Origin of the sequence: Kitasatospora sp. NPDC093679, from assembly GCF_040683455.1 — a bacterium.
GTDB classification, from domain to species: domain Bacteria; phylum Actinomycetota; class Actinomycetes; order Streptomycetales; family Streptomycetaceae; genus Kitasatospora; species Kitasatospora arboriphila.
Map to the genome: position 1 here is coordinate 1 of NZ_JBFBDW010000056.1, position 13,457 is coordinate 13,457.

Here is a 13,457-nt window from a genome sequence, read left to right on the forward strand (position 1 = left end):
GACGCCATCGCCCAGGCACAGCAGGTGGACGGCGGCTGGCCCGCCCTCTACCAGGCCAACCACGACACCATCGGCGACGACCCCGACCTCATCCTGACCGGACAGACCCTGCGCCTACCCTGAACTCGGGCCGGCCGGCGGGCCGAGCCCCGCGGGGACGGCGGGAAGGCGCCGCCCCGGACGGGTGTCGGGCCCGATGGCCTCGGGAAGCCCTCACACGTCGGCGACGGGCCGCTCCCGTGCGGCTGTACCGGACCCGGACCACACCGATCCACGGCGAGGCAGGAGAACATGGCGGAGGCGGACGTCGATTTCGCGGCGGTGTTCGAGGCGCTGCCCGGCGCGGTCGCGCTGCTCACCCCGCACCTGGTGTTCGCGGCCGCCAACGCGGCGTTCCTGCGCCAGTCCGGGCGCAGCCGGGAGCAGGTGGTGGGCCGGTACCTGTTCGACGCTTTCCCGCGTCAGCCGCACGACGTCGACGCTTCCCGGATGCTGAGTCTGGAGGCGTCGCTGCGGCGGGTGCTGGCCGGCGGGGGCGGTGACGTGATGGCGGTGCAGCGCTACGACGTCGAGGTCGCGCCCGGCCGGTGGGAGGAGCGGTACTGGAGTCCGGTCAATGCGCCGGTGTTCGCGCCGGACGGGCGGGTGGTGCTGGTGATCCACCGGGTGGAGGAGGTCACGGAGCTGATCCGTGCCGCCGGCGGGCCGGGGGCGGAGCTGCGCGTCGAGGCGGAGCTGTACAGCCGGCTGCGTGAACTCGAAGAGGTCAACCAGCGGCTGCGCCAGGCGAACGCACGCGAGCGGGAGGTCGCCCTCGCCCTGCAGAGCGCCATGCTCCCGCCGGCCCGGCCGATCCGCGCCCACCGCATCGCCGTCCGCTACCGGCCCGCGACCGCCGCGTTGAACGTGTGCGGCGACTGGTACGACCTGATCCCCCTCCTCGGCGGCGACAGGATCGCCGTCACCGTCGGCGACGTCGTCGGCCACGGCCTGGCCGCCGCCGTCGTCATGGGCCAGCTCCGCAGCGCCCTCTCGGCCGCCTCGCTCGTGGCCGACGGCCCCGCCCGGGCCCTGGACGCCCTCGGCCGCTACGCCCACTTCCTCGACGGCGCCGAATCCACCACCGCCGTGACCTGCTTCCTCGACTGGGACGAGCGCACGATCACCTACTCCAGTGCCGGGCATCCACCCCCGGTGCTGCTGCGCGCGAACGGCACCGCGGTGCTCCTCGGCGATGCCACCGACCCGCCGCTGGACGCCCATCCCGAACCCACCCCCCGCCCCCAGGCCACCGTGGACTTCGGCCCGGGCGACGTCCTCGCCCTCTACACCGACGGCCTCATCGAACGCCGCGGCCAGGACATCGACACCGGCCTGGCCGCCCTCACCGACTCCCTCGCATGTCACCACGCCGCCACCGCACCCGACGCACTCGACCCCGACGCCCTCGCCGACGCCGTCCTCGCCGACCTGCTGCCCGCCGACGGCGTCACCGACGACACCGCCCTCGTCGTCGTCCGCCTCTGAACACGGCGTGGTGGGCGCGCCCCCGGCGTGCGGCCGCCGGCCCGTCGGTGCGCCGGAATCGCGGCGGGTCTTGCCCGACACGATGCCACCTCCCTAGGGTGGCCTGATGATCATTTCTTCCGTCCGCGGGCACTGTGCCCCTGCAGCGACGGCGGACCGAACGGGGCGCTGACATGGCGCTCCAGGTGTACCGCCTCACCCCGTACGAGCCCGTGACCGAGGCGGAGTACGACGACTGCTCCCCCGATGCGTACCGCACCCGCGCGCGGACCGCCGCGGCCCTCTCCGATGCCGCCGCCGGGTTCGTCCGGGAAGCCGCTGCGGAGCGGTGGGTGATCGGCAGTCCGATGGTGAAGGGCTTCTTCTCCTTCTCCACCTGGGGCTCCGGCGGGCCGGACGGCCCGGCCGGGGTCTTCCCCGGCGACCCCACCGGTTTCCACGACGGCGCCACCCTGCCGGCGGCTGCTGCTCTGACACTCCTGCGGGCGGTTCTCCGGCGGGAGGGCGCCTGGTGCAGGCTGCGGGCCGGCCGCCGGTTCTTCCTCCACCCCGGTCACCGCGACGACCTGTTCGTCGGCTTCGACGGCGGCGCGGGCCCACTCCGGGCGGCGCTGACCGGGGCTCGGAGCCTGGGGTTGTTCGCGGAGAAGGCCGGGCGTTCCCCCTACGACCCCGCCCTCGACGAGACGGACGTGCGGCCGCCCGCCGACGGGGTGTTCTGGACCGCTGTGCACTGCCTGGTCGCCGACCGCGGGGCCGTCCTGCTGGAGGAGGAGTACGCGGCCCACGGCCGCCGCTGGCACCGGCTGACCACCGAGGCCGCGGTGACCGCCGTCCGCCGACGCCTCGTGCCGCGGGCACGGCTGGCCGTGTGGCCGGACCTGACCGAAGACATCGAGGCCGTCCGCGCCGGGATCCGCGCCGGCAGCCACCCCCACCTGCTCGTCCGTCAGGAGGCCGACGGGACCTTCCCTGCGGAGCGCGTCGCCGAACCCTGGATGGGCCGGGCCGACGGCCCGCACCCTGCCGTCCCCACCGGTCCGGGACGGCGGGCGGGCCTCGTCCCGCTCCAGCCGGCCCGTCGGCGGCCGCTGCTCGCGGCGGTGCTGCCCGATGCCGACGGGATCGTCCGGGCCCGGTGGCGGACCAACCCCACCCCGGCCGCCGGACGGCGCGCCCTGCTCGCCGGCCTGCGGCCCGGCGACGTGGTGACCGGCACCGTGGCGAGCGACCTGGACGACGTCGGCGTGCACGTGGACCTCGACCACCCGTCGGGGCGGAGCGTCGGCTTCCTGCGGGTCCCGGAGATGTCCTGGACGTACTTCGACTCCCTGGACGAGGTGGCCCCGCCCGGCCGCCGCATCAGGGCGCAGGTCCTCGACATCGACTGGGCGTGGGAGCGCGTCGGACTGTCCGTCAAGGCCCTGCAGCCCGACCCGTGGCGCCTGTTCGCCGACCGCCTCCGCCCCGGCGCCGAGCTCCCCGGAACGGTCGTCAGGCCGGTCCCGTTCGGCACCTTCGTCCGGGTGGCACCGGGCGTCGAGGGGTTGGTCCACGGCCCCTGGTCCGACGGCCCGGCACCGGTGGTCGGCGACCCGGTCCGCGTCACGGTGCTCGCCGTGGACCGCCCGCGCCGCCGCATCACGCTCGGTCTCCCGGCCGATGCCTGCGACCACGGGTGAGCTTCCCGGGGTCGGACCGTGACGTTCACCGACATCCACCACCCCCCACGGTCCTGACGGCGGAGGGCGCGACGTGGCGGGCACGGTCATCCCTGGACGCCGGCGGCCTCCAGCTCCCGCAGTTCCTGCTCGGCACGCTGCTGGTCGGCGACCGCGTCGATCCCGTGGTCCACCGCCTTCGCGTAAGCGGCGACCCGGCGCCGGGCAAGGGCGAGGAGCAGCTCGTGCGGCCCGGGCTCGCCGCTGCCGGCGGTCTGCCCGGGGCGCACGTCGTCGTCCGCGGCCTCGGACACGGCGTGCATCGCCGCACGCACCTCGGTCAGGTCCGACAACTGTCCTCCACGCCACGCCAGGTACTCCTGGCGCAGGTATCCGATCGCGCCGTCTTCGCCGTTCCACTCGGGCGCGTCCGGGCCGAGCGGGCCGCGGCCGGTGCTGCCGTGCCGGTCGAGCTGCCGCAGTTGCAGGGCTGCGCCGAGAGCAGCCGGGTTCGGCAGGCCGCCCGACCCGCCGGCCGTGCCGGTGCCGACCGGCGGGGTCGCGGCGGGCAGCATCGTGCGGTCGAGCAGTGCGGCGTGGCGCAGCACCCACTCCCGGTCGTGCATCTGCGGGGTGCCGTGGTCGGCGCGGGCGAGGTTCAGCATCGCCGCCGTCTCCACATGTGGCTCGGGGGCGTCCGCGTAGGCCTCCTCCGGCGTCGGGGCGGCCGGACGGGTGGTGTCGTTCGGCATGGGGTGGTTGCTCCTTGATCTTGTCGGGTGCTGTGGACGGGACGGCCCGCGTGGAATCGACTCTCGCATCACACGTCACAATGCACGTCCTATTTCCCAGGAAACGCACGCAGTAACTGTTCCGTAGATCAAGTTCAAATATCGAGCACGCGTTTCACACATCGCCCCCGCCGGACGTCCTCGATGCTCTAGATTGATTGTCGCTTCGCACAGTTGGACGCGATGCGCACTAATGATCCATGGGTCCGGCGTCGGCGGTTTCCCGTGCACCTCGGGACTCCGGCGGGACATACGGTCCTGCCGGCGTCCGGGTGGGATGTTCACGTAGTACTGCGGTCGCCGGTTTGCCATGCGCGAGGGGGGTGGGGCCTGTCGAGAGGTAAGAGCAGCACGGCACGGGAGGCGGGGGCCTCCCGAGGGGAGGAACAGTGCGGGAGGCGCGAGCCTCCCGGGGGGAGGAACCGTGTGGAGCGAACACGTCGAACCCACTGCCGACCTGGAAGGGGCCGTAAAGCAGGGGGAAGGAGAATTGGTCAGTCCGTTTCCACCGGCGCGGGGACGTCGGACGAACGGGAGGATCAGCCGGCCCGAAAGTGACTGGGAGCAGCGGTACCGCCGCGCTGTCGTCATCAGCGATATCGTGGCCACCGCCTTCGTGGTGGCGGCGATAGGCCGCTTCTTCGGGATTCGGGACGCGGCCAACTGGCACGAGAAATGGGGAATTCTCGCCTTCGGCACCGAGCTGTTGGTGCTGGGAGCGCTTGCCACGACCCGGTCGTGGGCTGCGGCCGTGCTCGGTCAGGGCGCCGAGGAATTCCGTCGGCTCGGACGCTCGCTGTTCACGGCGGCCGTCGTACTGGCGCTCGGCGGGATCGCCCTCACCTCGCACAACATCAAGCTCTGGATCTTCGTCGCGATCCCGGCGATCACGCTCGTCACCATGACCGAGCGGTATCTGCTGCGCCTGTGGCTGCACAAACAGCGGAACGAGGGCCGGTGCCTGCGCCCGGTGCTCGCCGCCGGGAGCCCGGCCACCGTGCGCGACCTGATCGCCCGGACCCGCAGGTTCCCGCACATCGGCTGGCGGGTCGAGGCGGTGTGCACGCCGCACGGTCTCGGGTACGACGGTGACCGGCTGGACGGGGTGCCGGTCGTCGGCCGTCTGACGGACGTCGCCAACCACGTCCGCCGCGACGGCTACCGTGTCGTCGCGGTCACACCGGACCCGTACTGGACACCGGACCGGCTGCAGCGCCTGGCCTGGAACCTCGAAGGCGGCGATGCCGAGATGGTCGTGGCCCCCGTGCTCATGGAGGTGGCCGGCCCGCGGCTGCACGTCGACGCGGTGCTCGGGATCCCGATGCTGCGCGTCAGCATGCCGACCTTCACCGGGGGCCGCCGGGCGGTCAAGGAGGTCGTCGACCGACTGGGTGCCGCGGTCCTGCTGGTCCTGTTCGCGCCGCTGATGGTGGTCGTCGGGCTGCTCGTGCTGATGGACAGTCGGGGCGGGGCCTTCTACCGGCAGCACAGGGTCGGCAAGGACGGCCGCCTGTTCACCCTGGTCAAGTTCCGCACCATGGTCGCCGGGGCCGACAGGGCACGTGCCGAGCTGGCCGACCGCAACGAGGGCGCCGGCCTGCTGTTCAAGCTCCGCCGGGATCCACGGGTGACCCGGGTGGGAGGAGTGCTTCGCCGGTACTCGATCGACGAGCTCCCGCAGCTCCTCAACGTGCTCACCGGCTCGATGTCGCTCGTCGGTCCGCGGCCTCCGCTGCCGGAGGAGTCCGCCGCGTACGGCCCGGACATCCGGCGGCGACTGCTCGTCAAGCCCGGGCTCACGGGCCTGTGGCAGATCAGCGGACGCAGCGACCTGCCGTGGGAGGAGGCCGTCCGGCTGGACCTGCGGTACGTGGAGGACTGGTCGCTCGCCCTGGACACGGTGATCTTGTGGAAGACGCTGCGTGCGGTGCTTCAGGGGCAGGGGGCCTACTGATGCGTGGGGGGCGTCGTTCGATCGACGCGCGGCCGGCCGGCCCGAAAGGCCTGCCCGAGGGGAGGAACGGGTCATGAGGGTCAGCGTCCTGGGGCTCGGCTACGTGGGCTGCGTGTCGGCCGCGTGCCTGGCCAGGATGGGTCACGAGGTCATCGGGGTGGACGTGAACCAGGTGAAGGTCGACCTGGTCAACGAGGGCAGGGCCCCGGTGGTCGAGGAGCGGATCGGTGAGCTGATCGCCGAGGTCGTGCGGGCCGGAGCGCTGCGCGCCACCGGCGACGTCCGCGAGGCGATCATGGGCAGTGAGGTGTCGCTGGTCTGCGTCGGCACGCCGTCGGAGCCCGACGGCAGCCTGTGCACCACCTACCTGGAGCGGGTCACCGAGCAGATCGGTGCCGCGGTGGCCGAGCGGGGCGGGCGGCAGACCGTCGTGTTCCGCAGCACCATGCTCCCCGGCACCTGCCTGAACCTGCTGGTGCCGATCCTGGAGAAGTACGTCGGCGGCACCGCCGGGGTGGACTTCGGGGTCGCGGTCAACCCGGAGTTCCTGCGCGAGGGCACGAGCGTGCGGGACTTCTTCGACCCGCCCAAGACCGTCATCGGCGAGCTCGACCCGGCGAGCGGCGACGTCGTCGCTGCGCTGTACGACGGACTGCCCGGCGAGGTGTTCCGGGTGCCGGTCCCGACGGCCGAGGCGATCAAGTACGCGGACAACGCCTTCCACGGGCTCAAGATCGGCTTCGCCAACGAGCTGGGCGCGGTGTGCCGGGCGCTCGGGGTGGACTCGCACCAGGTGATCGACGTGTTCCTGGCCGACCGCAAGCTGAACATCAGCCCCGCCTACCTGCGGCCCGGCTTCGCCTTCGGCGGCTCCTGCCTGCCCAAGGACCTGCGCGGCCTGGTCCACGCGGCGCGGCGGGCCAACGTCTCGGTGCCCATCCTCTCCCATGTGCTGCCCTCCAACTCCGAACACCTGCAGCGCGCGGTGGAGTTGGTCGAGCGCACCGGCAGGCGTCGGGTGGGCCTGTTCGGCCTGTCCTTCAAGCCCGGCACCGACGACCTCCGCGAGAGCCCGCTCGTCGAGCTGGCGGAGAGGCTCTTCGGCAGGGGCTACGACCTGCGGATCCACGACCCCAACGTGAGCGTCTCCCGGCTGCTCGGCGCGAACCGCGAGTACATCGAGACCCGGCTGCCGCACCTCGCGCAGCTGCTCGCGGAGTCCGTCGACGAGGTGCTCGACCATGCCGAGGTGTGCGTGGTCGGGACCAGCGACCCGGCCGTGCTGTCGGCGTTGCCCCACGGCGGCAGCCCGATGATCGTCGACCTCGTCCGCCTTCCCGACGCCGAGGCGCGCCGGACCGAGCCGGGGTACGCGGGCCTTGCCTGGTGACGCGACGGGCGGCGACGGGCGGGGCCGTCGCACGCTGATCCTCGTGGAGAACCTGTCGGTGCCGTTCGACCGGCGGGTGTGGCAGGAGTGCACGACGCTCCGGGACGCGGGCTGGACGGTGGACGTCATCTGCCCGCGGGGCAGCAAGCGGGACACGGAACCGGAGGCGGTGATCGACGGGGTGCGGATCCACCGGTACCCGTTGCGCGCGGCCACCGGGGGGCCGGCCGGCTACCTGCGGGAGTACGGATCGGCGTTGTGGCACACGGCCCGGCTGGCCCGCAGGGTCGGCCCGGTCGACGTGGTCCACGCCTGCAACCCGCCCGACCTGCTGTTCCTGCCGGCCCTGTGGTTGAAGCGGCGCGGCGCCCGGTTCGTGTTCGACCAGCACGACCTGGTGCCAGAGCTGTACCTCTCCCGGTTCGACCGCGGTGAGGATCTGCTCTACCGCGGCGTGTGCGCGCTGGAACGGCTGACCTACCGGGCCGCGGACGTCGTGCTCGCCACGAACGAGAGCTACCGGGACGTCGCCCTGCGCCGTGGCGGCCGGCTCCCGGACGACGTCTTCGTGGTGCGCAGCGCGCCCGACACCGGGCGGTTCCGGCCGGTACCGCCCGAGCCCGGGTTGAAGCGCGGCAAGCCCCATCTGCTGTGCTACCTCGGCGTGATGGGGCCGCAGGACGGCGTCGACTACGCCCTGCGGGCCCTCGCGAAGCTCCGCGACGGGTTCGGCCGGACCGATTGGCACGCGGTGTTCGTCGGCGGTGGGGACACCTTCGACGCGATGGTGGAGCTGTCCCGGCGGCTCGGGCTCTCGGAGCAGGTGGAGTTCACCGGGCGCGTTCCGGACGCCGACCTGGTGCGGTACCTGTCCACGGCGGACGTGTGCCTCTCCCCCGACCCGCGCAATCCGCTCAATGACGTGTCGACCATGAACAAGGTCCTGGAGTACATGGTGATGGGCCGGCCGATCGTCTCCTTCGACCTCCGCGAGGCGCGGGTCTCCGCCGGTGACGCCGCCGTGTACGCGCCCGCCAACGACGAGGCCCGGTTCGCCGAACTCGTCGCGCTGCTGCTGGACGATCCGGAGAAGCGGGCCTTGATGGGCAAGGTCGGCCAGGAGCGGATCAACGGGCCGCTCGCCTGGCGGAACTCCCAGCGTTCGCTGCTCGCCGCTTACGCCGCTGCCTGCGGTGACCTCCCGCCGGTGTCGGCGGGCGGCCCGGGCCCGGCCGGGAAGAGGCCGCGCCGTTGAGCGACGAAGCGATACGCCTGGCCGTGATCGGTCGGATCTTCCGTCGGCGCTGGCGGCTGCTCGCCGTCCTCGCCGTGGCGGGTGGGCTCGTCGGCTACGGCGGTTCCCTGCTGTTTCCGCCGCGCTACACGACGTCGGCCTCGGTCCTGCTGCCGGGGGCGTGGCAGGAGCGCGAGTTGACGACCCAGACGCAGATCGCGACCAGTTCGGTGGTGCTCGACCGCGTGGCCGCCGCGCTCCCCTGGTCCGGGGCCGGCGGCAACGGGCTTCGGGACCGGGTGAGCGCCACGGCCGCGGACGGGAACATCATCAAGATCTCGGGTACGGCCGACACCCCGGCGCGCGCACAACAGCTCTCCGACCAGGCGGCCCAGGAGTTCGTCACGTTCGCCGCGCGCTACTCGGGCGACGGCAGCGACGCCGAAGCGGCGCAGCCCGAGGCGCTGCGGCAGTTGGTGGAGCAGGCCGGCCGCCGCATCACCGACCTGGCCGACGCGGCCGGTTCGGGGCAGAGCGTGGAGAGCGTGCAGACCCGCACGGAGCTCGTGAAGCTGCGCACCGCGCTGCAGGACGCCGTCAAGAAGCTGGACCAGGTCGACCCGGCGGCCACCAGGACGGTCAATCTGGTCGTCCTGGGGCCGGCGGCCCGACCGACGGGGGAGGCACCGCCGACGAGGACGCAGCTCGTCGCCGGCGGGGCGGCGCTGTTCCTCGCGCTCGGGGTCGTCGGCCATCTCGCCACCGCACGGATGAGCCGCCGGCTGCGCACCGGACCGGAGATCGCCGCCGCGCTGGGCTCGGTGCTCCTCGGCACCGTCGACGTACCCGGTGAACGGTCCGCGCACCGGCCGGAAGGCCGTGGCCCGCGGGCCCTGGTCCGCCGGCTGCTGGGCACCGACGTCCGGTGGGACCTGCCGACCCGGCACGCTCCCGGCGACGAGGCCGGTCGGCAGCTCCGCTTCCGGCGGGTCTGCGACCGCCTCCGGGACCGACTGCCGGCGCCCCGGCCGCTGTTGGTCATCGTCCCGGACGGGGACGGGACGGCCGGCCGGGCTGCCGGGCGGCTCGCCGCCGAGGCTGAGGGCGGTCCTTCCCCGAGCTCTTCGAGCAGGGGATGCCCCGAGCTGCGGGTGGTGGCGGTCTCGGTGTCCCGACCGCTGGTGCCGGACCGCGACGACGAGTCCGGCGCGCTGGTCGTGCTCAGCGCGGGCAGCTGGACGGCGGCGGAGCTCGCGGGCATCGCGGAGGCGTGTGCGGAAGCCGGGCACGAGATCGTCGGCACCGTCGTCGCCAGCGTGGTCCGGGCCCGTCCGGAACGGTCCACCGGCCGTGATCCGGACGGCGCGACGCCGGTGCTCGCAGCAACCGGCGACACGAGGAGAGCAGCGGGGTGACGACGAGTACGACATCGGAGTGGTCGGCCGCCGCGCCGCTGGTGGACCTGCAGGCACTGGTGGTCGCAGTGCGCAGGCGGCGCCGCTTCTGGTGCGCGCTGGCGCTGCTCGGGCTGCTGGCCGGCGCTGCGCTGGCCGTCCTGCGGCCACCTCCGCCGACCGCGCTGGTCAAGGTGCTGGTCACGCACCAGGCGGACCAGCCGAACGATCCCGGAACGCTGATCCGCACCGACGTCGCCCTGCTGCAGACCACGGGGATCGCGGGCAGGGCCCTGCAGTCCCTCGGGTCCTCGGAGAGGCCGGAGGACTTCATGAAGGACTACGGGGGCATCGGCCTGACCAACAACGTGCTGCAGATCACCGTGACGGGTCGCGGTGAGGGGGAGGCGGTGGCCCGGGCCAAGGCGCTCGCCGACGCGTTCGTCGCGGACCACGTGCGACGGATCCGGGAAGCCTCGGACGCCCAGGCCAAGGCCCTGCTCGACCAGCGTGACCGCCTGCAGGAGGAACTCGCCCGGGTCAACCGGACGATCGGCGACGGTTCGCAGCAGAGCGGGCCGAAGGCGTCGGCAGGCCTGGAGTCGCTCTTCGCCAGCCGGGCCGAACTCACCGCGCGGATCACCGACTTCGGCCAGCGCGCGGCGGAGGCGCGGGTCGGCACGCCCGGGCTCGTCGCCGGCACGCAGATCGTGGACGCCCCGCGCCCGGTGCGGCAGTCCCTGGCCAAGACCGCCGCCACCGACGCCGCGATCGGGCTCGTCCTCGGGCTCGTCCTCGGGCTCGCGGTGGCCGCGGTCGGCACGGTGGTGGCGGACCGCCCCGTGCTGCGCCGGGACATCGCGGCGAACCTCGGCGCCTCGGTCATCGCGGAGCTGCGCCGGGTGCCCCGCCGGCCGGACGGACGGTGGCAGGGCCGACGGGCCCGGGCGGCACGGGCGAGGCTCACCACGACCCTGGCCCGCACCGTGCGCGGTTCCGCCGAGGCGGTGTCGCTGCTGGAACTGGGCTGCGCGCGCAGCACCGGCGCGATCGCCCGGGATCTCGCCGGGGCGCTGGGGGAAGAGGGGCCGGTGGCCCTCGTCGACGAGCTGCCCGGCCCGCGGTTCGCCCGGCGCGGACCGCGGCCGGGAGAGCCGACCACGGTCGGCGGCGGGGGTGCGACGGCCGGGGCGGGCCGGGAGCGCCGGCTCGGCGTCGGCTCGGTGTCGCCCGGCACGACGTGGACCGACCTCCGGTACCTCGGCACCCGGACGGTGCTCGTGGTGCGTGCCGGGCACGGCAGCACCGCGTGGCTGCACACCGTGGCGCGGCGGCTCGCGGACCAGGACATCCCGGTGATCGGTGTGGTGCTGATCGACCCGGATCCGCGCGACCGGACCGACGGCACGCTGTGGGACGGGCCGTTCACCGCGACGCGCGGCCGGTACGAGGGGCCGACCCGGCACACCGGCACGGGCCGGCGGCGGACGGGACCGACGACGATGCGGACCGCAAGGGTCCCGGACAGCGACCAGGAGGTGCGGTAGGACATGTGTGGCATCGCGGGTACGTACCGATGGCCGGACGGGAAGGTCGTGACCGACCTGCTCACCGAGGCCCTCGCGCACCGCGGTCCCGACGGGGCGGGTGGGTACGGCCACCCCGTCGGTGACGGCGAAGTGCACCTGGGGCACCGGCGACTGGCCATCGTCGACCTGTCCGGGACGGGCGCCCAGCCGATGGCCTCGGACGGCCTCGTCCTGACCTACAACGGCGAGCTGTACAACGCGCCCGAGCTGCGTGCCGAACTGGCGGCCACCGGGGTGCGCTTCCGCGGCACGTCCGACACCGAGGTGCTGCTGGAGGCCTGGCGGCGCTGGGGCACAGACTGCCTGCCCCGGCTGCGCGGCATGTTCGCGTTCGGGGTCTTCGACGAGCGGACCGGCGAGCTGGTGCTCGCCCGCGACCAGCTCGGGATCAAGCCGCTGTTCCTGGTCCGGCGCGGCCAGGGCCTGGTGTTCGCCTCCGAGCTCAAGGCACTGGCCGCCGTCACCGGCGGGTCGCTGGAGGTGGACCCCGCGGCGCTGGTGGCCTCACTGCTGTACTACTGGGTGCCGGACTCACGGTGCGCGTTCCGCGGGGCGGAGAAGCTGCCGCCGGGGAGCTGGCTCCGGTGCAGGCCCGACGGCCGGGTGGACCGCGGCCGGTTCTGGCACCTGCGGGACGTCGCGGCCGAGGGCCGGGAGCGGGCTCTCGGCGGCGAGCTGCCGGACCTCGCCGCGATCGTCGAGGAGTCGACGAGGCGTCACCTGCTCTCGGACGTGCCCGTGGCGACCTTCCTCTCCGGCGGCCTGGACTCCAGCTACCTGACCGCGCTCGCGGCCCGCGAGCGGCCCGGGATCTCCGCCTACACGATCGGGTTCCGCGCCGAGGACGCCAGGTTCGAGGCGATGCCGGACGACCTCCGCTACGCCCGGCAGGTGGCCGAGCGGTTCGGCGTCGACCTGCACGAGATCGAGATCGCTCCGGACGTGCTCGACCTGCTGCCGCGGATGACGTACCACCTGGACGAGCCGATCGGCGACCCCGCCGCGATCAACACCTTCCTGATCTGCTCGGCCGCCCGGGAGGCCGGGGTCAAGGTGATGCTCTCGGGGATGGGCGCCGACGAACTGTTCGCCGGCTACCGCAAGCACCTCGCCAACCGGCTCGCGCTGCGCTACCAGCGCGTCCCGCGGCCCCTGCGGCGCGGCCTGTCCGCGGTCGTGGACCGGCTGCCGGTCGCCACGGCGCACCGGGGGTTCCGGTCGGTGCGGTTCGCGAAGAGGTTCCTCTCCTTCGCCGAGCTGCCGGAGGAGACCGCGTTCCGGCGCAGCTACACCATGTACGACCGGGACGAACTGCTCGCCCTGGTCGACCCGGACCTGGCCGGGACCGTCGAGGACGTGCTGACCGAGCACGCGGACACCTACCAGGACAACGAGCTCGACGACTTCGTCAACCGGATGTGCCTGGGTGACGCCCGGATGTTCCTGCCGGGCCTGAACCTCGCGTACACGGACCGCTCCAGCATGGCCGCGTCCACCGAGGTGCGGGTGCCGTACGTGGACGTCGAGGTCGTCAGGGCGGCGTTCGCCGTGCCGGGCGACCGCAAGATCGTCGGACGGCAGGGGAAGGCCGTCCTCAAGGAGGCGGCCGCCTCGGTCCTGCCCCGGGAGATCGTGTACCGGCCCAAGGGCCTGTTCAGCGCCCCCCTGCGGGCGTGGATGAGCCGGGACCTGGCGCCGCTGGTGCGCGAGGTGGTGAACGACGGCGTGCTCGTCGGCTCCGGGCTCCTGCGCCGCGACGCGCTCGCGCGCATGGTCGCCGAGGACGCCGCCGGGCGGCAGGACTACTCCAAGCACCTGTGGCACGTGCTGACCCTGGAGTACTGGTACCGCGGCGCGACCTCCGGCTCCGGCCACGGCGCCCGGTTGACGGCGTAGCGCTCACTTGACGGCAGAGAA

At 73.6% G+C, this 13,457-nt stretch carries 9 protein-coding genes; 8 read left to right on the forward strand and 1 reads right to left on the reverse strand.

The features are described 5' to 3' along the window. Positions 1 to 291: 291 nt before the first annotated feature. Together AB0O09_RS31925 and AB0O09_RS31930 are read left to right on the forward strand one after the other, a co-directional pair. Positions 292 to 1,527 carry a SpoIIE family protein phosphatase gene (locus tag AB0O09_RS31925; RefSeq protein WP_363547820.1) on the forward strand — a complete coding sequence of 412 codons (1,236 nt, stop codon included), beginning with the start codon at positions 292 to 294 and terminating at the stop codon, positions 1,525 to 1,527. 173 nt (positions 1,528 to 1,700) lie between these two features. Further along, positions 1,701 to 3,209, forward strand: coding sequence for a S1 RNA-binding domain-containing protein (locus tag AB0O09_RS31930; protein ID WP_363547823.1), 1,509 nt, complete (start codon positions 1,701 to 1,703; stop codon positions 3,207 to 3,209). Between the two features lie 86 nt (positions 3,210 to 3,295). On the opposite strand, the gene AB0O09_RS31935 is transcribed toward AB0O09_RS31930, so the two are convergent. Next, entirely contained in the window at positions 3,296 to 3,940 is a 645-nt protein-coding gene (locus AB0O09_RS31935) for a hypothetical protein (protein ID WP_363547826.1), read from the reverse strand. A 577-nt stretch (positions 3,941 to 4,517) separates the two neighbouring features. On the opposite strand from AB0O09_RS31935, the gene AB0O09_RS31940 reads away from it, so the two are divergent. From AB0O09_RS31940 to asnB, 6 genes are all read left to right on the forward strand, one after another. Further along, positions 4,518 to 5,933, forward strand: a complete 1,416-nt coding sequence (locus tag AB0O09_RS31940) for a sugar transferase (protein ID WP_363547915.1) — start codon at positions 4,518 to 4,520, stop codon at positions 5,931 to 5,933. A 73-nt stretch (positions 5,934 to 6,006) separates the two neighbouring features. Beyond that, positions 6,007 to 7,323, forward strand: a complete 1,317-nt coding sequence (locus tag AB0O09_RS31945) for a nucleotide sugar dehydrogenase (protein WP_363547829.1) — start codon at positions 6,007 to 6,009, stop codon at positions 7,321 to 7,323. Further along, a complete protein-coding gene (locus tag AB0O09_RS31950; protein ID WP_363547832.1) occupies positions 7,313 to 8,578 on the forward strand; it encodes a glycosyltransferase family 4 protein in 1,266 nt (421 codons plus the stop codon). The genes AB0O09_RS31945 and AB0O09_RS31950 overlap by 11 nt, the downstream gene beginning before the upstream one ends. Beyond that, positions 8,575 to 9,972: a polysaccharide biosynthesis protein gene (locus AB0O09_RS31955; protein WP_363547835.1), complete on the forward strand. Its 1,398-nt coding sequence runs from the start codon at positions 8,575 to 8,577 to the stop codon at positions 9,970 to 9,972. Before AB0O09_RS31950 ends, AB0O09_RS31955 begins: the two co-directional genes overlap by 4 nt. After that, on the forward strand, positions 9,969 to 11,498 hold the full coding sequence (locus tag AB0O09_RS31960) for a Wzz/FepE/Etk N-terminal domain-containing protein (RefSeq protein WP_363547838.1): 1,530 nt from the start codon (positions 9,969 to 9,971) through the stop codon (positions 11,496 to 11,498). The genes AB0O09_RS31955 and AB0O09_RS31960 overlap by 4 nt, the downstream gene beginning before the upstream one ends. Before the next feature lie 3 nt (positions 11,499 to 11,501). Beyond that, positions 11,502 to 13,436, forward strand: coding sequence for an asparagine synthase (glutamine-hydrolyzing) (asnB, locus tag AB0O09_RS31965; protein ID WP_363547841.1), 1,935 nt, complete (start codon positions 11,502 to 11,504; stop codon positions 13,434 to 13,436). Positions 13,437 to 13,457: the final 21 nt, after the last annotated feature.